14 protein-coding genes and 1 pseudogene are annotated in these 21447 nt (G+C 62.2%); 8 read left to right on the forward strand and 7 right to left on the reverse strand.

Features of this window, described 5'->3' with window-relative positions:
* From BTN82_RS07265 to BTN82_RS07285, 5 genes and pseudogenes are all read left to right on the forward strand, one after another.
* Nucleotides 1-564: pseudogene (locus BTN82_RS07265) on the forward strand (hypothetical protein); the annotation flags it as partial.
* Nucleotides 539-4027: a YadA family autotransporter adhesin gene (locus BTN82_RS31690; RefSeq protein ID WP_186828364.1), complete on the forward strand. Its 3489-nt coding sequence runs from the start codon at nt 539-541 to the stop codon at nt 4025-4027. The pseudogene BTN82_RS07265 and the gene BTN82_RS31690, both read left to right, overlap by 26 nt.
* Before the next feature lie 143 nt (nt 4028-4170).
* Nucleotides 4171-5046 carry a hypothetical protein gene (locus BTN82_RS07275; RefSeq protein ID WP_148169479.1) on the forward strand — a complete coding sequence of 292 codons (876 nt, stop codon included), beginning with the start codon at nt 4171-4173 and terminating at the stop codon, nt 5044-5046.
* 30 nt (nt 5047-5076) lie between these two features.
* Entirely contained in the window at nt 5077-6321 is a 1245-nt protein-coding gene (locus BTN82_RS07280; RefSeq protein ID WP_075118485.1) for an EAL domain-containing protein, read from the forward strand.
* On the forward strand, nt 6318-6533 hold the full coding sequence (locus tag BTN82_RS07285) for a hypothetical protein (protein ID WP_075118486.1): 216 nt from the start codon (nt 6318-6320) through the stop codon (nt 6531-6533). The genes BTN82_RS07280 and BTN82_RS07285 overlap by 4 nt, the downstream gene beginning before the upstream one ends.
* A gap of 132 nt (nt 6534-6665) precedes the next feature.
* On the opposite strand, the gene BTN82_RS07290 is transcribed toward BTN82_RS07285, so the two are convergent.
* The 4 genes from BTN82_RS07290 to speB form a co-directional block, all read right to left on the reverse strand.
* Nucleotides 6666-8045 (reverse strand): sodium:solute symporter, encoded by a 1380-nt coding sequence (locus tag BTN82_RS07290; RefSeq protein WP_075118487.1) that lies wholly within the window; start codon nt 8043-8045, stop codon nt 6666-6668.
* Between the two features lie 135 nt (nt 8046-8180).
* The gene (locus BTN82_RS07295; protein WP_075118488.1) at nt 8181-9692 is read right to left on the reverse strand and encodes a purine-cytosine permease family protein; all 1512 of its coding nucleotides are present in this window, start codon (nt 9690-9692) and stop codon (nt 8181-8183) included.
* 55 nt (nt 9693-9747) lie between these two features.
* Nucleotides 9748-10170: a YybH family protein gene (locus BTN82_RS07300; protein WP_075118489.1), complete on the reverse strand. Its 423-nt coding sequence runs from the start codon at nt 10168-10170 to the stop codon at nt 9748-9750.
* 9 nt (nt 10171-10179) lie between these two features.
* Nucleotides 10180-11130 carry an agmatinase gene (gene speB, locus BTN82_RS07305; protein ID WP_075118490.1) on the reverse strand — a complete coding sequence of 317 codons (951 nt, stop codon included), beginning with the start codon at nt 11128-11130 and terminating at the stop codon, nt 10180-10182.
* A gap of 402 nt (nt 11131-11532) precedes the next feature.
* On the opposite strand from speB, the gene BTN82_RS07310 reads away from it, so the two are divergent.
* Complete coding sequence (locus BTN82_RS07310) at nt 11533-12426, forward strand: LysR family transcriptional regulator (RefSeq protein ID WP_009047635.1); 894 nt, start codon at nt 11533-11535, stop codon at nt 12424-12426.
* Between the two features lie 10 nt (nt 12427-12436).
* Nucleotides 12437-13066 carry a tRNA-uridine aminocarboxypropyltransferase gene (locus tag BTN82_RS07315; RefSeq protein WP_075118491.1) on the forward strand — a complete coding sequence of 210 codons (630 nt, stop codon included), beginning with the start codon at nt 12437-12439 and terminating at the stop codon, nt 13064-13066.
* Nucleotides 13067-13205: 139 nt separating this feature from the next.
* Here the strand turns inward: BTN82_RS07315 and BTN82_RS07320 are convergent, their stop codons facing one another.
* From BTN82_RS07320 to BTN82_RS07330, 3 genes are read right to left on the reverse strand one after another with little or no spacing between them, the layout of a single operon-like run.
* Entirely contained in the window at nt 13206-14561 is a 1356-nt protein-coding gene (locus BTN82_RS07320; RefSeq protein ID WP_075118492.1) for an HlyD family type I secretion periplasmic adaptor subunit, read from the reverse strand.
* A gap of 10 nt (nt 14562-14571) precedes the next feature.
* Nucleotides 14572-16731 carry a type I secretion system permease/ATPase gene (locus BTN82_RS07325; RefSeq protein WP_075118493.1) on the reverse strand — a complete coding sequence of 720 codons (2160 nt, stop codon included), beginning with the start codon at nt 16729-16731 and terminating at the stop codon, nt 14572-14574.
* A gap of 18 nt (nt 16732-16749) precedes the next feature.
* Nucleotides 16750-18108, reverse strand: a complete 1359-nt coding sequence (locus BTN82_RS07330) for a TolC family outer membrane protein (protein ID WP_075118959.1) — start codon at nt 18106-18108, stop codon at nt 16750-16752.
* Between the two features lie 588 nt (nt 18109-18696).
* Between BTN82_RS07330 and BTN82_RS31805 the strand changes: the two genes are divergently transcribed.
* Nucleotides 18697-21441, forward strand: a complete 2745-nt coding sequence (locus tag BTN82_RS31805) for a retention module-containing protein (protein ID WP_410002794.1) — start codon at nt 18697-18699, stop codon at nt 21439-21441.
* Nucleotides 21442-21447 lie beyond the last annotated feature (6 nt).

Consider the following 21447-nt stretch of genomic DNA (forward strand, 5'->3'; position numbering starts at 1 on the left):
GGTACCCAGACCAACACCCTGGGTACTACCACGGCGAGCACGATGGGCGGCGGTGCGACCTATTCGCCGACTACCGGGCTGACAGGTTTTAGCCAGCCGATCAACAGTGTCAGCGCTACGGGCGCCGTGGGAGCCACCACTGCACAAACCAGCGTCGCCGGTGCACTGAGTGCGTTGAATACGGACGTGGTGAACACCGCCAACATCGCTGTGAAGTATGACGCGGCTGGCAGCAACACCATTACTTTGGGTGCTATTGGTGGGGTGGGCGGACCTGCAGGTGGGGTAACAATCACTAATTTGGCCCCAGGTACCTTGAGTGCTTCGTCGACCGATGCGGTGAATGGTTCTCAGCTGTTTACAACCAATGAGACTGTTAACAACATCGTGAATAACGGTGCCGGTATTAAGTACTTCCATGCCGACTCGACCCTGGCGGATAGCGTTGCTAGCGGTACCGACAGCGTTGCTGTGGGACCTGAAGCCAGCTCGACGGCAACCAACTCTGTGGCCATCGGCAATGGTGCCGGTCGCCAGTGTGGCGGACTCGATTGCCCTGGGTAACGGCGCAACCACCGCAGCCGCGACTGCAACACCAAGTGGTGCGATTAACGGCACCACCTACACCTATGCCGGAACGGCACCGGTGGGTGTAATGAGCGTGGGCACTGCCGGTAAAGAGCGTCAGATCACTAACGTGGCGGCAGGCCAAGTCAGCGCTAGTAGCACTGACGCAATAAATGGCAGCCAGTTGTTTGCGACCAACACCGCGGTCGACGGTATCGGCACCAGCGTCAACAACATCGTCAACAACGGGGCAGGCATCAAGTACTTCCATTCCAACTCAACCTTGGCGGATAGCACTGCCAGCGGTACCGACAGCGTTGCTGTAGGGCCTGAGGCCAGCTCGACGGCAACCAACTCTGTGGCCATTGGTAATGGTGCGGTCGCCAGCGTGGCGGACTCGATTGCGCTGGGTAACGGCGCAACCACTGCAGCAGCTACGGCTACCCCAAGTGGTGTCGTCAACGGCACCACCTACACCTATGCCGGAACGGCACCAGTGGGTGTGATGAGCGTGGGAACTGCTGGTAAAGAACGGCAGATCACTAACGTGGCGGCGGGCCAAGTCAGCGCTAGTAGCACTGATGCGGTGAACGGTAGCCAATTGTTTGCCACCAACACCGCGGTCGACGGTATCGGCACCAGCGTCAACAACATCGTCAACAACGGGGCAGGCATCAAGTACTTCCATTCCAACTCAACCTTGGCGGATAGCACTGCCAGCGGTACCGACAGCGTTGCTGTAGGGCCTGAGGCCAGCTCGACGGCAACCAACTCTGTGGCCATTGGTAATGGTGCGGTCGCCAGCGTGGCGGACTCGATTGCGCTGGGTAACGGCGCAACCACTGCAGCAGCTACGGCTACCCCAAGTGGTGTCGTCAACGGCACCACCTACACCTATGCCGGAACGGCACCAGTGGGTGTGATGAGCGTGGGAACTGCTGGTAAAGAACGGCAGATCACTAACGTGGCGGCGGGCCAAGTCAGCGCTAGTAGCACTGATGCGGTGAACGGTAGCCAATTGTTTGCCACCAACACCGCGGTCGACGGTATCGGCACCAGCGTCAACAACATCGTCAACAACGGCGCCGGTATCAAGTACTTCCATTCCAACTCAACCTTGGCGGATAGCACTGCCAGCGGTACCGACAGCGTTGCTGTAGGGCCTGAGGCCAGCTCGACGGCAACCAACTCTGTGGCCATTGGTAATGGTGCGGTCGCCAGCGTCGCCGACTCGGTTGCCCTGGGTAATGGCGCAACCACTGCTGCTGCGACAGCGACACCGAGTGGTGCGATTAACGGCACCACCTACACCTATGCCGGAACGGCACCGGTGGGTGTGATGAGCGTGGGGGCTGTTGGTAAAGAACGGCAGATCACTAACGTGGCCGCAGGCCAAGTCAGCGCCAGCAGTACCGATGCCATAAATGGCAGCCAGCTTTTTGGTACCAATACCGCGTTGACGACGCTCGGTACTCAGACCACGACCCTGGGTACTACCACGGCGAGCACGATGGGCGGCGGTGCGAGTTACTCGCCGGCTACCGGGCTGACGGGTTTCAGCCAGCCCATTAATGGGATCAGTACGAGTGGCGCTGTTGGCCCGACGACGGCGCAGACCAGTGTCGCCGGTGCTTTGAGTGCGTTGAATACAGACGTGGTAAACACTGCCAACATCGCCGTGAAGTATGACGCGGCTGGCAGCAACACCATTACTTTGGGTGCTATTGGAGGGGGTGGTGGACCTGCTGGCGGGGTAACAATCACTAATTTGGCCCCTGGTATCTTGAGCGCTTCGTCGACCGATGCGGTCAATGGCTCTCAACTCTTTGCCACCAACGAGGCTGTTAACAACCTCATCAACAATGGTGTCAACAACAAGTACTTCCATGCCGAGTCGACGTTGGCGGATAGCATTGCAAGCGGTACCGACAGTATTGCTGTAGGGCCTGAGGCCAGCTCGACGGCGACCGACTCCGTGGCCATCGGCAATGGCGCCGTTGCCAATAAGGCGAACTCCGTTGCCTTGGGCGCCCACTCGATCACCACCGTAGGCGCGCAAAGCTCCTACACCGCGTACCGGTTGGCGGGAGCTCAAACGTCAGTAGGGGAGATCGGCGTGGGCACCGCCTCAGGCAGCCGGAAAATTACCGGAGTGGCAGCGGGCAGTGCCGATACCGATGCAGTCAACGTTGCGCAATTGACGGCGTTGGGCAACCAGGTCGATCAAAACACCAGTGATATTACGACGCTCGATGGGCGAGTCACCACGGTGGCGAATACGGTCAATAACATCACCAATGGTGGAGGAATAAAGTACTTCCATACCGAATCTACCAAGGCTGATTCCAGTGCCGACGGCACGGATTCGATCGCTGTCGGCGGCAACGCTAAAACCTCGGGAGCGGGTGCCATTGCCATGGGCGCCGACAGTAGCGCAGCGGCCGAGGGTTCGGTGGCCATTGGGCAAGGAGCGAAGTCGACCGCAAGTGGCAGTGCCGCGTTGGGTAAAGGCGCCAGCGATGACGGAAGGGGAGCGGAAACCTACGTTGGCAAATACTCGGGCGTTAATAACTCCACGAGCGGCACTGTTTCGATAGGCAATGCGGCGACCGGTGAAACCAGAACCCTTAGCAATGTAGCCGATGCCAAGAAAGCCACCGATGCGGTGAACCTGCGGCAACTGGATGGGGCGGTTGTCGAGTCGAAAAAATATACAGATCAATCGGTCAGCAATATCAATTCGGCCGTGGCCAATGTCGATGGTCGCGTCACTAAAGTAGAAGGGGATGTCACCAACATCAAAAATGGTGCGGATGGCATGTTCCAGGTCAATAGTGGCAGCACGGCGACCAAGCCGGTGGCGTCTGGCAGCAACTCCACCGCCGGTGGAGCGGGAGCAACCGCTTCCGGCAGCAACAGCACGGCAGTGGGGAGTCATGCTCAAGCCACCGCCAGCAACACGGTGGCTATAGGCACTGGTTCGCAGGCGAGCGCGAAAAACTCGGTGGCATTGGGTAATGATTCGGTTGCTAACAGAGAAAACAGCCTGTCGGTCGGTAGTGCGGGCAATGAACGCCAGATTACCAATGTGGCCGCCGGTACAAAGTCGACTGACGCCGTTAACTTTGATCAGTTGACTAAAAGCGTTACCAATATCACCAACAATGCCAATGCCTATACAGATCAGCGTTATTCCGAGTTGCGCCACGATCTGAAAAAGCAAGATGACACGCTCAGCGCCGGTATTGCCGGAGCGATGGCCATGGCCAGTCTGCCTCAGCCATATACAGCAGGCGCCAGCATGACCACGGTCGGTGTCAGTAACTATCGCGGGCAATCTGCGGTGGCTTTCGGTGTATCCCATATATCGGATAACGGCCGCTGGGTCAGCAAGTTGCAGGGAAGCAGCGATACGCAAGGTCAGGTCGGAGTTGCCCTTGGCGTCGGTTACCAATGGTAGTTGGTCGATGAGTTGAAGCTTCATGTCGAATGCTCAGCGGGACGATAAGTCCCGCTGGGAACTTTGCGAGAGTGGCAGCATTTAGAGAAATTGGTTACTGCCGAAGCAAAGCGTTTTTTGCATACATTGGATATAGGTGGTTTATGAAAGCTAAGGTGTTTATTCAACTTTTGGTTTTGTGCTTTCTTTTGGTTTCAGGCTGTGGTTTTGGCAAGAGTGAGTCGGAGAAAGTTTCATCCCTGCCGCGGGGATGGATAAGGGTTCCTGCACAGGCAATTATCCAGGATGCCGTGTTGGAGCTTGCTCCACTGTTTAATGGACAGAGAAATTACATCTTTGCCGGGAAGGCTTGTGCACTGGCAAGGGGAGAAACCAGCACCGATAAAATAAAGGACGCCTTGAGCAAGGAGGGGGCGGAGCGCGCGGCCAAAGAAACGATGACGCCCGAGCAGCTTGCTGTTCTGCTGGGTGGTGATCTCCAGGCGCAAGCAACAGTCTGCGCAGCGTTTCTGGCGACCTCGGTGATTATGCCCGTCGACGTCACTGAGTTCACGACGCCTGTCCCGGCTGCTGGAGATCGCGCGGACCCGATGAAGCAACAGGCGCTGCAGGTCAACAACGACATGCTGGCCCAGGTACTGCCGGCTAAATATGCAGTGGCCGGGGCGAACTCCGAGATATTTGCATTGATTGGCAGCGAGTTGCAAAGGCGGCCTGGATTGTCGCTTCGTAACTATCGGGACATTACCAAAGAGCTTTTTTCAAAACTCTCAAGGAAGTACCTGGCTCGCTTGGAGCAGTACCGACCGCTCCCGACCACCCAATTTAAGTTGATCCAGTTGAATGACGATCACTTCACCTTTTCCACCTCGACCGGAGGGGTGTTTGACTACAGCCGCGATGGCCTGGTGTTACGCCAGAGAGGTGTTGTGATGTATGGGGAAGGTGTGCTGATCGGCAATGCCTATCCCGTTGACGTTGCGTACTTTCCCGATACAGAAAAGTTGTTATCGCCATAAACCTGGTCGATATAAAAGTGAGGTCTCGATATGCCAGCCCTTTCCTTGCGAATACTTGTGCTTGATGCTGATCCGCAGCGACGTATTGAAGCAACCGACATATTGACGCGTATGGGGTGTCGCGAGGTGTTTGTCGCGGCGAACTGTGGGCAGGCGCTGGCTGTTGTCGAACAGGTGGGAGCCATAGACATTGCCTTATGCGATATGCGCGACGAGGGAAAGGACAGCCTGAGGTTTTTGCAGGTGGCAGGCGCATCTGGATTGCTTCGCTCAATAATCATTACCTGTTCATTGTCTGATGAAGTCAAAGCCATCCTGACACAGTTGAGCAACATCCTCGGGGTGGCTTATCTCGGTGAGATCAATAAGCCCTTTAACTATGATTTGCTCGCTGAAACGGTAATCAGTTATTGGGAGCATCTTCATTCGGACTCTCCGGCGGTACCTACGGATGGGGTATTTGCCAGTGAGGACGATGTGCGTAACGCCATCGCCTCAAAACAGATCATTTCCTACTTTCAACCGAAGTTTAATCTGGCAACAGGGCAGGTTTTGGGCGTTGAGGTACTTGCCCGGTGGAAGCACCCCGAGCGTGGGGTGCTTTCACCGCATTTTTTCTTACCGACGGTCAGGCGCTGTGGTTTATTGAATACGCTACTTTTCTTACAACTTCAGCAAGGCTTGAGCATGCAGCAACAGGCGCTGAATCGTGGCTATCCGATCAGTATTTCGTTCAACCTGGAGGCGGCGCAGTTGACCAGCAGTGGTTTTATAGAGCGGGTGACCCAAGCGCTTGCTGCGTACGAATTGCCTGGTGAGAAAGTGATTTTCGAACTGACGGAGAACGGCATTCTAGAAGACCACGTTTCTTGTGTGGAGCGCTTGAAGCAACTGAGCGCCATGGGGTGTGGCATATCGATTGATGATTTCGGCTCGGGGTTTTCATCATTGCATCGACTGTGCGAACTGCCATTTACCGAGATAAAGCTCGATTCGGAGTTCGTTCGCGAGATGAACAACGGCTCCAAGAGCCGCGCGATCATCAGGGGAACCGTTGCCTTGGGGGAGGCCTTGAGTATTCCTGTGATTGTCGAAGGGATCGAGACCGAGGAGCAGAGGCAAAGCCTGGTGGCAATGGGGGTGAGGCTTGGCCAAGGGTATTTGTGCGCTCGGCCCATGGACTGTCAGAGCCTTCTTGCCTGGCTGGACAACCACCAAGCGCCCGGGCATCCGAGAAAAACCAGAATGAACGCCAAACAGGAGGGCGTGCTGTGAGCCGTTACAAGGAACAGTATGAAACCCGTCTGTGGAGAGAACTCAAGGAGCAGTTCGACGTGTTGAAAAGCATGGACGGGCTGGTGATCGACTGCGAAGTAAAATCGGCGGTCCGGGCGAATATCAAGTTGAGGATCAGAGAACTGGAGGTATTGGCCGCGAAGGGCGACCTGGAGTGCTCGGTGATGGAAATGTCCGGAAAAAGCCGATAGCGGTCTTGGGCTGCGGTTATTGAGACAATGGCGGTCCAACGCTGTCAGCGACTTTCCTCCAGGCGAAAAAAAACGGGTGCAGCCACCGACGCTGCACCCGCCGAAGAAAAAAGTACGGCGTCTGACCTGGGGTCAGATCGCGCTGGCCAGTGTCGCCGGGCGACGGGACAGCAGGCTGACCACCACGAAGCTGATCAGGCCGATGGCCAGGCTGTAGTAGATCGGGGTGTTGGCATCCAGGCCGTCCTTGAACATGAAGACCAGTGCGGTGATGAAACCCAGGCCCATGCTGGCGATGGCGCCGGCGGTGGTCGCGCGTTTCCAGAAGATCGCGCCGATCAGCGGGATCAGCATACCGCCCACCAGCAGGTTGTAGGCCAGGGTCAGGGCACTGATTACGTCATTCACCACCAGGGCGATGCCCAGCACCCCGATGCCGGTCAGCAGGGTGAACAGGCGGTTGATGGCCAGGCTCGACTGCTTGCCGCCGCGCAGCTTGGGCAGCAGGTCTTCGGTCAGGGTGGTGGAGGCGGCCAGCAGGCCGGCGCTGGCGGTGGACATCATGGCGGCCAGGGCCGCGGCGATCACCAGGCCGCGGATGCCGTCCGGCAGCGAGGCTTTGACGATGGCGGCGAAGGCGTTGTTGACGTTGTCCAGGTCCGGCAGCAGGACATGGGCGGCCATGCCGATCAGGGCGCAGGCCAGGCCGTAGAGGATGCAATAGAAGCCGGCGAGGGTGCCGGCGTATTGCGCGACTTTCTCGGTCTTGGCGGTGAACACCCGTTGCCAGATGTCCTGGCCGATCAGGATGCCGAAGAAGTAAATCATGAAGTAGGTGACGATGGTGTCCCAGCCGATGGTGGTGAAGCTGAAGCTCGCCGCCGGCAGCTTGGCCACCAGCTCGTCCCAGCCGCCGACGCGGTACAGGCAGATCGGCAGCAGGATGAACATCAGGCCGACGGTCTTGATCACGAACTGGACGATGTCGGTCAGGGTCAGCGACCACATACCGCCGATCGCCGAGTAGATCACCACCACGCCGCCGCCCAGCAGCACCGAGATCCAGAACGGCAGGCCGAACAGCACTTGCAGGACGGTGCCGATGGCGAGGATCGAGGTCACGCCGATCATCAGCGCGTAGGCCAGCATGATCACCGCGCTGGCCTGGCGGGCCATCGGGTTGTAGCGTTTTTCCAGGACCTGGGTGACGGTGAAGATCCGCAGCTTGAGCAGCGGCTTGGCCAGCAGCAGGTTGAGGGCGATGATGCCCAGGCCCAGCGCGGCGCACAGCCAGAAGCCGGAGATGCCGTGGACATAGCCCAGGCGCACGGTGCCGACGGTGGACGCGCCGCCCAGCACGGTGGCGGCCATGGTGCCCATGTACAGGGTCGGGCCCAGGTTGCGGCCGGCCACCAGGTAGTCCTCGTGGGTCTTGGCCTTGCGCATGCCGTAATAGCCGAGCACCAGCATGGCGGCGGCATAGATGAGTACGACGAATAGATCTAGAGCCATGATGGCGTGTCTCCGATTGTCTTTCTTATAGAGGCTTGCTGCGGGGCCGGACGTGCTCGCGACCGGCGCGACGCGGGCATGGAAAGGCCGCGGGCGCCAGCGCGAGCAAGCTCGCTCCTGCAGGTCATGCGTGAGTCAGGCGGGTTGGCGCATGACCGGTTTGGCGAGCGAATCCGTGCTCTTGCTGCGTGGATCGTTGGGGCCGTAGACCGCGGCCGGTTCCGGGAACAGGTTGAGCAGCGCCAGGTACACCAGCGAGGCCAGGCCCAGGGTTACCGGCAGGCTGATGTCGATGCCGTCGGCCAGGTTGCCCAGCGGGCCGACGAATTGCCCCGGCAGGTTGACGAAACACAGGCCGACCAACGCGCTGGGAATCCAGGCGCCGAGGCCGCGCCAGTTCCAGCCGTGCTGGAACCAGTAGCGGCCGCCTTGTTCGCCGCGGGTGAAGACTTGCAGGTCGTCGGGGCAGTAGAAGCCGCGGCGCACCAACAGGCCGATCAGCATGATCACCATCCACGGGGTGGTGCAGGTGATGATCAGCACGGCGAAGGTCGACACGCTCTGCACCAGGTTGGCGGCGAAGCGCCCGATAAAGATGAAGGCGATCGACAGCACGCCGATCAGCAGGGTCGCCTTGACCCGCGACAGCACCCGTGGGAACACGCTGGACATGTCCAGCCCGGTGCCATACAGCGAAGTGGTGCCGGTGGACATGCCGCCGATCACCGCGATCAGGCACACCGGCAGGAAGAACCAGCTCGGCGAGACGGCCAGCAGGCCGCCGACGTAGTTGTTGGCGGCGATGTAGTCGGGCGCCTTGATCGCCACGATGGTGGCGGTGGCCAGGCCGAACAGGAACGGAATCAGGGTTGCGAGCTGCGCGGCGATCACCGCCAGCATGATCCGGCCCTTCGGCGTCTCGCGGGGGATGTAGCGCGACCAGTCGCCGAGGAACGCGCCGAAGGAAATCGGGTTGCTCATGGCCACCAGCGCGGCGCCGATGAAGGCCGCCCAGAAACCGGCCTGGCCCAGGGCCACGGTGCCGGCGAAGTGGCTGTCGAAGGCCGGCGCGAAAGCGAAGATCCCCAGCAGGAACAGCAGGCTCGCCGCCCAGACTGCGATGCGGTTGACCCACAGCATGAAGCGAAAGCCGTAGATGCACACGGTCAGTACCAGGATCGCGAACAGGCCGTAGGCCAGGCCCAGGGTCAGGTCGGTTTCCGGCAGGTCGACCAGGCGCTTGGCGCCGCCGACCAGGGCGTCGCCCGAGCTCCAGACGGAGAGCGAGAAGAAGGCGATGGCGGTGAGCAACGACAGGAACGAACCGACGATCCGCCCGTGCACGCCGAAGTGCGCGCCGGAGGAGACCGCGTTGTTGGTGCCGTTGATCGGGCCGAACAGGCCCATCGGCGCGAGGATCAATGCCCCCAGGATCACGCCCAGCACGATCGCCCAGACGCCCGCCTGGAAGGACAGGCCGAACAGCACCGGGAAACTGCCGAGCACGGCGGTGGCAAAGGTATTGGCGCCGCCGAAGATCAGGCGAAACAGGTCGCTGGGCCGGGCGTCGCGTTCATGGTCCGGGATCTGTTCGACCCCGTTGGTTTCGATGCTGCTAAGGCTTTTTTCTTTGTTGTTGTTATTCATGATCTGCTCCGATCATTCAGGCGCGCTCGTCGTTCGCGAGCGTCACCTTGTTTGGCTAAGGGGGTGGCAGCCCTTCCGGCATTGCGGACAAATGTTCGTGGCAGGCCAGCCATAGGCCTTGTTGTTGTGTGCCGGACCCTTGTTTGCGAAAAACAATGGTCTCGCGCTCCTGGCTGAAGTGTTGCTCCCCTTGCATGCGCAGCTCGGTGGCGACGTCATGAATAAAAACCGCGGTGTCACCTTGCAGGCTGACAAACGCATTGCTCGAGGCGCAGGACAGCACCTCGAAGCCATCCTCGGCCCGCCAGCTGTCCCACAGCGCCTGGTAGGCGTCGCGCGACAGCAGGGGCTGGGCGAGGGTGTAGAAGACGAAGCTGGCGTCGGCGCTGAAGGCGCCGAAGTAGGCTTCGCGATCGTTCCGGGCGAAGGCCGCCACCAGCTCGGCGGCGGCGTTGAGGACCTGCTCGCGCTCGTTCATGGCCGGGCCTCAGCGGCGTGCCACGCCTGGCAGCGCGCAGAGCATTTCGTACAGCAGGTTGGCGCCCAGCAGCGAGGTGTTGCCCGTGGTGTCGTACGGTGGCGAGACTTCTACCAGATCGCAGCCGACCAGGTCGAGGCCCTGACAGCCACGGACGATCTCGATCGCCTGGATGGTGGTCAGGCCGCCGATTTCCGGGGTGCCGGTGCCGGGCGCCCAGGCCGGGTCGATGCCGTCGATGTCGAAGCTCAGGTACACCGGGCCGTTGCCGACCTTTTCGCGGACTTCGGCCATCAACGGCTCCAGCGACTTGTGCCAGCACTCTTCGGCCTGCACCACACGGAAGCCCTGCTTGCGGCTCCAGTTGAAGTCTTCGGCGGTGTAGCCCTGGGCCCGCAGGCCGATCTGCACCACGCGGTCGCAGTCCAGCAGGCCTTCTTCCACGGCGCGGCGGAAGGTGGTGCCGTGGGCGATCTTCTCGCCGAACATGTGATCGTTGACATCGGCGTGGGCGTCGATGTGCACCAGGCCGACCTTGCCGTGTTTCTTGTGGATGGCCCGCAGGATCGGCAGGGTGACGGTGTGGTCGCCGCCCAGGGTCAGCGGGATCACGTTGTGCTCGAGGATGCTGTCGTAGGCTTCTTCGATGATACGCACGGCGTCCAGCAGGTTGAAGGTGTTGATCGCCACGTCGCCGATGTCGGCCACGTTCAGCGAGTCGAAGGGCGCGGCGCCGGTGGCCATGTTGTAAGGGCGGATCATCACCGATTCGGCGCGGATCTCGCGCGGCCCGAAGCGGGTACCGGAGCGCAGCGAGGTGCCGATGTCCAGCGGGATGCCGACAAAGGCGGCATCCAGGCCGGCCGGGGTAGGCACATGGGGAAGACGCATCATGGTGGCGATGCCGCCGAAGCGCGGCATTTCGTTGCCGCCCAGTGGTTGGTGGAGAATCTTGTCCACGGGATTGGCCTCATCGTTGTTTTATTTATGGGGTTTGCGGCGCAGCACAGGGTGCCGGCGAAACCGAGTGGGGCCGATTCTGCGAAATGTAGTGGTCGGGAAGAATCGCTACGGGCAAATACTTAGTTCAGATTTTTCTAAACTAACTGCCGGGTAACGGATAGACTTTGCACGATTGCGGCTGGATGTCGTCTGGACGGTCCGCATCGCGAGCAAGCTCGCTCCTACAGGAATCATCCCGTTCATGTAGGAGCGAGCTTGCTCGCGATCGAACGCGAAGCGTTCGTAACCAGGGCGTACAGCCAACATGGCGTCGGCTTTCAGTGCGCTTAACCGCTTGCTCAGTGCTACGAAGGATCGAGGCTCTGGTTCACCCCCGAGGCTATTTTGCCGGAGTCTGTCATGGCCAACGCTTTACCTGATCTGAAACTATTGCGCATCTTCGTCAGCGTGGTGCGGCATCAGGGGTTCGCCAATGCCCAGCACGAACTGAACCTCTCCACCTCGGCCATCAGCACCTACATGAGCCAGCTCGAGTCGGCCCTGGGCCTGGTGCTGTGCCATCGCGGCCGCGGCGGTTTCAGCCTGACCAGCAAGGGCGAACTGTTCCACCAGGAAACCCTGCGCCTGCTGGGCGAACTGGAGGGGTTCGAGCAGTACGCCGCGGCGCTCAAGGGCGAGTTGCGTGGCACCCTCAATCTGGGGGTGATCGACTCGACGGTGAGCGACAAGGCCCTGCCGTTCGCCGAAGCCATCGGTGCCTACAGCCAGGAACACCCGGCGGTGCATTTGCATTTGTCGGTGCTCAGCCCCTACGAACTGCAGCTCGGGGTGCAGGACAACCGCCTGGACCTGGCCATCGGCGCCTTTTCCACGCGCATGAGCGGGCTGGTGTACATGCCGCTGTACCGCGAGCAGCACTGGTTGTATTGCAGCAGCCGGCATCCGCTGTTCAACGAACGGCGCATCCCCGAGCAGGTCATCACCCAGCAGCGCATGGTCGGCCGCGGCTACTGGAGCCAGGCCGAGCTGGCCCGCCACGGTTTCAAGCACAGCGCGGCGACGGTGGAGAGCATGGAGGCGCAGTTGATCCTGGTGCTGTCCGGCGCCTACATCGGCTACCTGCCGGAGCATTACGCCCAGGCCTGGGCCGACAAGGGCGATCTGCGAGTGCTGCTGCCGGCGACCTTCGGCTACCAGGCGCCGTTCTCGATGATCGTGCGCCGTGGCCGCAGCCGCGAACCGCTGATCCAGACGTTCCGCGACCTGCTCAAGGCGCAGCTCAACCAGGTCTGAGGAGGCCAGCATGTCCCGCCCTTTATCAAGAACCCGGTGCGAGCGTTGCCTGCGTCCGCAAGCCCATTGCCTGTGCCCGCTGATCCCGCGGCTGGACAGCCGTACCCGGGTGCTGCTGTTGCAGCATCCCAGCGAGGTGAACCACGCGCTGAACACCGCGCGGCTGGCGGCGCTGGGGCTGAGCAATGCCGAGTTGGTCGTCGGCGAGGTGTTCGCCGATTTGCCGACGCTGTTGAACCGCCCGGGGTATCAGGCGCGGCTGTTGTTCCCGGCCGAGGACGCGCAGCCCCTGCAAGCGTATTCCAGCCTGTCCGACAGCCAGCCCTGGCTGCTGGTGGTGCCCGACGGCACCTGGCGCAAGGCGCGCAAGTTGCTGCACCTCAACCCGCTGTTGGGCGCGTTGCCGCGGGTGGCCCTGGCCGCAGGCGGGGTGTCCCGTTACCGGCTGCGCAAGGCGCCGGGGCCGGGGGCCTTGTCGACGATCGAGGCCATTGTCCAGGCCTTGCAGACCCTGGAAGCGCCCACCTCGTTCGAGCCTTTGCTCAAACCCTTCGAGGCCTTGATCGAAGGGCAGATCGCGGCGATGGGGGAGGACACCTATCGACGCAATCATCTCCAGGCGCCAGACGAGCCCCTGTAGCCGCTGCCGCAGGCTGCGCACGACCGCGAAGCGGGCGCCTCGGTCTGTCGGGAAATCCACGGTGTGGCGTCCAGGGGCCGCTGCGCGACCCATCGCAGCCTGCGGCAGCGGCTACAGGGTTAGAGGTGTACAGGAGTGATCAACGCTCGCGCATCGATTCGGTCCGCGCCTTGAGCACCGGTTTGAGCAGGTAGTCGAGCACGCTTTTCTCGCCGGTGATGATGTCCACCGTGGCGACCATGCCGGGGATGATCAGCAGCGGCTTGAGGTCGCCGCCCAGGTGGTTTTTGTCGGTGCGTACCTGGATCAGGTAGAAGCTGTTGCCCTTGTCATCGGTGATGGTGTCGGCGCCGATCAGCTCCAGCTTGGCGCTCAGGCCGCCGTAGATGGTGTAGTCGTAGGCGCTGAACTTGACCATGGCTTTCTGCCCGGGGTGGAGGAAGGCCACGTCCTGCGGGCGCACCCTGGCCTCGATCAGCAGGTTGTCCTCCAGCGGCACGATTTCCACCATGTCGCTGCCCGGCTGGACCACCCCGCCGATGGTGTTGACCTTGAGCTGCTTGATCACCCCGTGCACCGGCGACGTCACGGTGGTGCGGGACACCCGGTCGTCGATGGCGATGCTCGACGCGGTGATTTTCGACAGGTCGGTGCGTTTCTCGTTGAGCTCCTTGGCGGCGTCGGAGCGGAAGCTCTGTTCGGACTCGTCGATCTTGCTCTTGATCTCGTTGATCGCTGATTCCGCTCGGGGAATGGCCAGGGTGGTGGCATTGAGCGAGCCGCGGATTTCCACCGCGCTGCGTTTGAGGCGCAGGATCTCCACCGGCGATACCGCGCCGGTGCCTACCAGGGGCGCCGACATGTTCATTTCCTGGTTGAGCAGGGCCAGGCTGGAGCTGAACTGCCCTTGTTTCGAGCGGAACTCCGCCAGCTCCTGGGTCTTTTGCCGCAACTGCTCGGTCAGGGTCCGCTGTTCGCTGGCCAGGCGGCGTTGGCGTTGCTCGTAGAGCGAACGCTCGTCCTCGGCCACTTGCGGCGCCTTGGCCACCACCTCGTCGGACGGCTTGAACGGCCGGCCCTCGGCCTCGGCGGACAGGCGCTCGACCTGGGCCGTCAGGGCGTAACGGTCGGCTTCGCTTTCGCCCTTGTTCGACAGGAAGCGCGTGTCGTCGAGGCGCAGCAGGGTGTCGCCCTTGTTCACCATTTGCCCTTCGCGCACGAAGATCTCGGTGACAATGCCGCCTTCCAGGTTCTGCACCACCTGCACCTTGCTCGACGGGATGGCCTTGCCTTCGCCGACGGTCACTTCCTGGAGCACGGCGAACTTGGCCCAGAGCAGGGCGCAGACGATCAGCGCGGCGGCCAGCCAGACGGTAAGGCGCGAGCCGCGCGGCGAGTCCTGCAGCGAGGCGCCGGCGGTTTCCGGCATGAACTCGCTTTCCGCGCTTTTGCGCAGGCTGGCGAAGTAGCCGCGTGGTTGCGATGAGGCAGGCATGGGGCGACTCCTAGACCGCCGCAGAGCCGACACGGCCCTTGCGCAGTGCATCGATGACCGCTTCTTTCGGGCCGTCGGCGACGATCCGGCCGTTATCCAGGACCACCAGCCGGTCCACCAGGCTGAGCATCGAGGTACGGTGGGTCACCAGCAGCAGGGTCTTGCCTTGTACCCAGGTGTGCAGGCGCTGGCGCAGGGCGTCTTCGCTGCTGTTGTCCATGGCGCTGGTGGGTTCGTCGAGGAGCAGGATGGGCGGGTCCAGCAGCAGGGCCCGGGCCAGCAGCACCGCTTGGCGCTGGCCGCCGGACAGCAGTTGGCCGCGTTCGCCCACCGGCCGGTCGAAGCCCTGGGGATGCTGGCGGGCCAGTTCGGTGACACCGGTCAGCTCGGCCACTTCGAGCATGCGCGCATCGCTGATGTAGCGCGCGCCGAGGGTCAGGTTGTCGCGCAGGCTGCCGGCCAGCAGCGGCAGGTCGTGGGCGACGTAGCCGATCTGCTGGCGCAGGTCGGCCACATCCAGCTGGCGCAGGTCGAGGTTGTCCAGCAGCAACTGGCCTTCCTCGGGGGCATAGAAGCCCATGACCAGGCGCCCCAGGGTGCTCTTGCCGGAGCCGCTGCGGCCGATGATGCCGACGCGCTCGCCGGGTTGCAGGCTGAAGCTGAGGTTGCTCAGGGCCGGGGCGTTCTGCCCCTGATAGCGGAAGGTCACCTGGTTGAGGGTCAGCGCGCCTTGCAGTTGCGTGCGTTCCAGCGGGCGCTGGCGGGCATCGCGTTCCTGGGGCAGGGCCATCAGCGCGTCGGTGCTGCGCATGGTCAGCTGCGCCTGCTGGTAACGGGTGATCAGCCCGGCGATCTGCCCCAGCGGCGCCAGGACCCGGCTGCCGAGCATGTAGCTGGCCACCAGCGCGCCGACGCTGAGGTTGCCGGCGATGATGCTGTAGACCCCGGCGACGATGGTCGCCATGCCGCAGAACTGCTGGATGAACAGGGTGCCGTTGGTGGCCAGGGCCGACAGGTTGCGCGCATGGCTGTCGAGGCGGGTGAGGGCGCCGTGGGTGCTTTCCCACTTGTGCTGGCGCTCGCTTTCGGCACTGCAGGCCTTGAGGGTTTCCAGGCCGCCGAGGGTCTCGATCAACAGGGCCTGGCGTTCGGCGCCCAGGCTCAGGCTTTTTTGCACGGTGTCGCGCAGGCGCGCCTGGATCAGCATGGCGAAGGCGATGGTCAGGGGAAACGCCAGCAGCGGGATCACCACCAGCCAGCCGCCGAGCAGGCCGATCACCAGCAGCATCAGGACGGCGAAGGGCAGGTCGATCAGGCTGGTCAGGGTCACGGCGGTGAGGAATTCGCGCAGGCCCTGGAAGTCATGGATGCTCTGGGCAAAACCGCCGATGGTCGCCGGCCGGGCTTTCATCGCCATGCCGGTGATGCGCTCGAACAGGGTGGCGGAGAGGATCACGTCGGTGCGCTTGCCGGCGTTGTCCAGCAGGTGGGCGCGGACCACGCGCAGCACCAGCTCGAAGCCGGTGCCGATCAACAGGCCGATGGCCAGGACCCAGAGGGTCGAGGTGGCCTGGTTGGGCACCACGCGGTCGTAGGTCTGCATGACGAACAGCGGCACCATCAGCCCCAGCAGGTTGATCAGCAGGCTGGCGAGGATCGCGTCGCTGTACAGCCAGCGCGAGAGTTTCAGGGTGTCGCGGAACCAGGCTTCGACCCTGGGCACCAGCGAGTTGCGCAGCTCTTCCAGTTCATGTCGGGGCCGGGCGAACAGGGCCTGGCCGGTGTAGTCGGCGTTCAGCTCGGCCTGGCTGACCCACTGTTCGCCGCCCTCGGCTTCGCAGGGCAGGATCAGCGCCTGGCCGTCGTCGCCCCAGCGGCGCAGGACGGCGCAACGGCCCTGCTTGAGGATCAGCAGCACCGGCAGGTTGAGGGGGGAGATCGCCGACAGCTCGCGCCGCAGCAGGCGTGCCTGCAAGTTGGCGCGCGCCGCGGCACGGGGCAGCAGGTCCAGGCTCAGGCGCTGCTGAGGCAGGGGCAGCCCCGCGCTGAGGCTGGCACGGCTGACGGTGCAGCCGTGCAATTTGCAGAGGATCAACAATCCGTCCAACAACGGGTCATCAAAATTCAGGCGCGGATCGACGCCTGAGTTCCCGGGTTCCATGCTGGTCACATTGAGTCCTCCGCGGACTTAACGCATGTCCGGCAAGCGGGCTTCGCTTTTCACTTCGGTCTGGGCGATCGCTTCCGCGGGGACCACGACTTTTTCCTTGTTCAGCAACTCGCCCATGTTCGCCAGCACGCGATACATCGAGAACTCCTCGGTGTAGCGCACTTCGGTGTAGCGGCGGTTGGCGTTGTACAGCTCGTTTTCGCTGTCCAGCAGGTCGAGCAGGGTGCGCTGGCCGAGGCCGAACTGGTCCTGGTAGGCCGCGCGCACGCGGGCCGTGGTCTCGGCATATTCGCGGGCGGTGGGGGTCTGCTTCTTGGCGTTGACCATGGCGTTCCAGGCCAGGGTGATGTTCTCGTTGAGCATGCGCAGCGCGTTGTTGCGGATGTCCATGGCCTGGTTGATCTTGTGCGCGTCCGACTGCAGGCGGGCCTTGTCGCTGCCGCCGCGGAACAGGTTGTAGTTCATCACCACGCCGACCCGCCATTCGTTGTCGTGGCCCTTGTCGCCCTGCACGTTGTCGTTGGCGCCCACCGCGGCCTCGGCGTCGAAGCGTGGGTAGAACGGCGACTTGGCGACCTCGTACTGACTCTCGGCGGACTGCACGTCGGCCTGGGCCGACTTCAGGTAGGGGTTGTTCTCCAGCATGCTTTGCCGGGCGTCCGGCAGGCTCCCCGGCACTTCACCGCGGATCGACGGCAAGGTTTCCAGTTCGTCGGGCATACGCCCCACGGCGCTGAAGAAGTTGGCTTCGGCGTCGGCCAGGTCGACCGTCGCGGTGTCGAAGTTGTTTTCCGCCAGCGCGCGCCGCGCCTTGGACTGGTCGAGGTCGGCGGTACTGCCGACGCCGCGCTCGCTGCGCAGGCCGATCTGGTCGTTGACCCGCAGGTGCGCCTGCAGGTTGTTCTTGGCCAGGGTCACCAGTTCGCGGCGCTTGAGCACTTCCAGGTACACCTCGATGGTGCGCAGGGCCAGGCTTTCGGCGGTGCCGCGGGTGTAGTACGCCCGTGAGTTGGAGACCGACTGGGTGCGCCCGACTTCGTTGGCAGTGTTGAAGCCGTCGAAGAGCATTTGCCGCAGGCGCAGCTCCGACTGGGTGTAGGTCAGGGTCTCGGTGTGATGGTTGCCCAACGCGCGCGTGGTGGTGTTATCGCTGTAGCCGCGGCCATAGGCGGCATTGAGGTCCAGCGATGGATAGAAACCGCCCTTGGCGACCTTGACGTCCTCATCAGCCGACAGACGGTTGTTCTGGCTCGCGCGCAATTCCGGATGGTTGTCCAGTGTGCTTTGAATGGCCTCCGTCAGAGACATGGCTTGGGCCTGAGCAGTACAGGCCATGGCTAGTAAAATCGCGCTACTGAGGGGGGTGAAAACGCGCATGAGGTACATCTCCCTGATCCATTGTTGTGCGTTGCAGTCGCCAAAAAAATGACGAAATTTAGAGGTCAAACCGTTTCAGGCTTGTAACAACAGAGCTAAGAACATCCTGAGCAGAAGCTAAGAAGGATTTCTCATAAGGCTTATTCCTAAAAAAACTTATGCACTCTGTGAAATCCAGCACATTGTTCAGTTCACAAGCCCCGTATTTATAGGCTCTAGGGAGCTTTTAAGAGGCTCTGGAAGGTTCAAAAAAAATTACGACACAGGGCGGGAAAGGAGCGTTGGAGTGGGTGCGGTACGGTGTTCGATGCGACAGTTTTTTGTCACTTGCAGTCTTCGAACCCGTGCCGCGATTTTCGCGGGAGGGCTGTCCGAAGCCCGAATGAGCTTGATTGCATTCGGTTTTGTCTTCGGCAGAAACAGCAGGCCAGCGAGGGACGAGCGAGAGGGACAGGCCGGTACGCAGGTTCGACTGGGCGAAAGTCAACGAACCGTCAGGCCGCTATTTCTCGTCGGTGACCCAATGACGCCATAGCACTTTTCCGTGCAATCAGATGCCGATGGCTGTCGGCAGCGGAGGAAGTGCTCATGGCTAAGTTAATCGGCGTCGTCAGTAAAGTGATCGGTCAGGTGGTGGCAGTCGCGGCGGATGGCAGCCGACGCGCCCTGGTAGAAGGCGATCGTCTGTTTGCAGGGGATCAACTGGTGACCGGCGCCGAGGGCGCGGTGGCCGTGCATCTGCAGAACGGCCAGGAACTGACTCTGGGGCGCGACAGCAGCCTGCAAATGTCTGCGCAACTGCTGGCGGACCAGGCCCCTCATGTGCAGGCACCGGAAGCCGTGACCCCCAGCGAGGCGCAACTGACTGACGTCGAGCAGTTGCAGAAAGCTATCGTCGCCGGTGCCGACCCGACGCAAACCGGCGAAGCTACCGCGGCCGGCCCGGGTGGTACGGGCGGTACCGCGGGCGCCCTGGGCGGCGGGCACAGTTTTGTCTTGCTCGAAGAGGTGGCGGGCCGGGTCGAACCGGTCATCGGCTTCCCCACTGCGGGCTTCAATGGCATCCCCGAGTTCGTGCCTGAGCGCATTGCCGCCGTACCGCCAAGCGATGAACCTGCCGTTGCGCCGCCGCCGAACAATCAAGTGACCCTGAGCGGCCTGTCGGTAGAAGGCGGCGAACTGACCCTCAGCGAAGCCAACCTGCCCCTGGGCTCGGCGAGCGATCCGGCGGCGCTGGTACAGAGCGGCACCTTCAGTGTTGCGGCGCCCGACGGGTTGCTCAACCTCAGCGTGGGCGGTATCGCCGTGGTCAGCGGCGGGGTGGCCGCGGGTTTCCCGCAGTCGATCACCACCGGTTTGGGCAACACCCTGACCATCACCGGCTTCAACGCTGCCACGGGCGTGGTCAGCTACAGCTACACCCTGGTCGGCAACGAAGCCCATTCGGCCGCCGACGGGGCCAACACCCTCAGCGAACATTTCACCGTGGTGGCCAGCGACAGCAATGGCGACTCGGCGAGCAACTCGCTGGATATCAACATCACCGACGATGTGCCCCGGGCGGTCGACGACAGCAACGCCGGCATCGCCTCCGAGAGTCAGCTGAGCCTGACCGGCAATGTGCTGACGAATGACGTGCAGGGCGCCGATCGTGTCGCCAGCGGGCCCGTCGGCGGCGGTACTTTCAATGGCACCTACGGCACCCTGGTGCTGGCGGCGGACGGCACTTATACCTATACGGTGCATACCAGCGATCCGGCGTTCCTCGCGCTCAAGGGCGGCGGCAACGGCACCGAGACCTTCAGCTACACCATTACCGACTCCGACGGCGACAGCAGCACCGCCAACCTGGTGCTGCAGGTGCACAACAACGACGACCCGGTGGTGATCCAGGGCCTGAATCTCGAAGGTGCGGAAATCACAGTCTACGAGAAGAACCTGGCGGACGGCAGCAGCCCGGATGCGGGCGCGCTGACCCAGAGCGGGACCTTCAATGTAGCGGCGCTCGATGGCCTGCAAACCCTGACCGTGGGCGGCATCACCCTGGTCAGCGGCGGAGTGGCCGCGGGCTTTCCGCAATCGGTCACGACCGGCCTGGGCAATACCCTGACCATCACCGGCTACGACGCCGGCACGGGCGTGGTCAGCTACAGCTACACCCTGACCGACAATGAGGCGCACCCCACCGCCAATGGCGCCAACAGCCTGGGCGAAAGCTTCACGGTGGTCGCCACTGACGTCGACGGCAGTACGGCCAGCGGTTCGCTGGATTTCAATGTGGTCGACGACGTGCCGACGGCGGTCAACGACAGCAACGCCGGCATCGCCTCCGAGAGCCAGCTGAGCCTGACCGGCAATGTGCTGACTAACGATGTGCAGGGCGCCGACCGAGTGCCCAGCGGTCCGATCACCGCCGGTACTTTCAATGGCACCTACGGCACCCTGGTACTGGCCGTGGACGGTAGCTACACCTATACGGTGCATACCAGCGATCCGGCATTCCTCGCGCTCAAGGGCGGCGGTAGCGCTACCGAAACCTTTACCTACACCCTGACCGATGCCGATGGCGACCCCAGTACCGCCAACCTGGTGCTGCAGGTGCACAACAACGACGACCCGGTGATGATCCAGGGCCTGAACCTCGAAGGCGGCGAAGCCACGGTCTACGAGAAAAATCTGTCAGACGGCAGTAGTCCGGATGCGGGTGCCTTGACTCAAAGCGGCACCTTTACCGTGACCGCGCTGGACGGTGTACAGACCCTGACCGTGGGCGGGATCAATGTGGTGACCGGCGGGGTGGCCGCGGGCTTCCCGCAATCGGCGACGACCGCCCTGGGCAATACCCTGACCATCACCGGTTTCAACGCTGCCACGGGTGTTGTCAGCTACAGCTACACCCTGACCGACAATGAGGCGCACCCCACCGCCAACGGTGCCAACAGCCTGAGCGAGCATTTCGCGGTGGTGGCGACCGATGTCGATGGCAGCACGGCGAATGCCTCGCTGGATATCAATGTGGTCGACGACCTGCCCAGCGCAGTGAACGACAGCAACGCCGGCATCGCCTCGGAAAGCCAATTGACCTTGACCGGCAATGTGTTGACCAACGATGTGCAGGGGCGGACCGCGTACCGACGGGGCCTGTCACACCGGGCACTTTCACCGGTACCTACGGCACTTTGGTTCTCGCGGCAGATGGCTCGTATACCTATACGCTCAACACCTCGGACGCCGACTTCAAAGCGCTGCACGGCAATGGCAATGGCACTGAAACCTTTGCCTACACCATCACGGACTCGGATGGTGACCCCAGCACCGCGAACCTGGTGCTGAATATCC

Source organism: Pseudomonas chlororaphis, assembly GCF_001921865.1.
Lineage (GTDB): Bacteria > Pseudomonadota > Gammaproteobacteria > Pseudomonadales > Pseudomonadaceae > Aquipseudomonas > Aquipseudomonas chlororaphis_D.

Bases quoted from the DNA above. Each gene is read 5' to 3' on its own strand.
- BTN82_RS07275 (WP_148169479.1), top strand. From the start codon at position 4,171: ATGAAAGCTAAGGTGTTTATTCAACTTTTGGTTTTGTGCTTTCTTTTG.
- BTN82_RS07280 (WP_075118485.1), top strand. From the start codon at position 5,077: ATGCCAGCCCTTTCCTTGCGAATACTTGTGCTTGATGCTGATCCGCAG.
- BTN82_RS07290 (WP_075118487.1), bottom strand. From the start codon at position 8,045: ATGGCTCTAGATCTATTCGTCGTACTCATCTATGCCGCCGCCATGCTG.
- BTN82_RS07295 (WP_075118488.1), bottom strand. From the start codon at position 9,692: ATGAATAACAACAACAAAGAAAAAAGCCTTAGCAGCATCGAAACCAAC.
- BTN82_RS07300 (WP_075118489.1), bottom strand. From the start codon at position 10,170: ATGAACGAGCGCGAGCAGGTCCTCAACGCCGCCGCCGAGCTGGTGGCG.
- BTN82_RS07310 (WP_009047635.1), top strand. From the start codon at position 11,533: ATGGCCAACGCTTTACCTGATCTGAAACTATTGCGCATCTTCGTCAGC.
- BTN82_RS07315 (WP_075118491.1), top strand. From the start codon at position 12,437: ATGTCCCGCCCTTTATCAAGAACCCGGTGCGAGCGTTGCCTGCGTCCG.
- BTN82_RS07320 (WP_075118492.1), bottom strand. From the start codon at position 14,561: ATGCCTGCCTCATCGCAACCACGCGGCTACTTCGCCAGCCTGCGCAAA.
- BTN82_RS07330 (WP_075118959.1), bottom strand. From the start codon at position 18,108: ATGCGCGTTTTCACCCCCCTCAGTAGCGCGATTTTACTAGCCATGGCC.
- BTN82_RS31805 (WP_410002794.1), top strand. From the start codon at position 18,697: ATGGCTAAGTTAATCGGCGTCGTCAGTAAAGTGATCGGTCAGGTGGTG.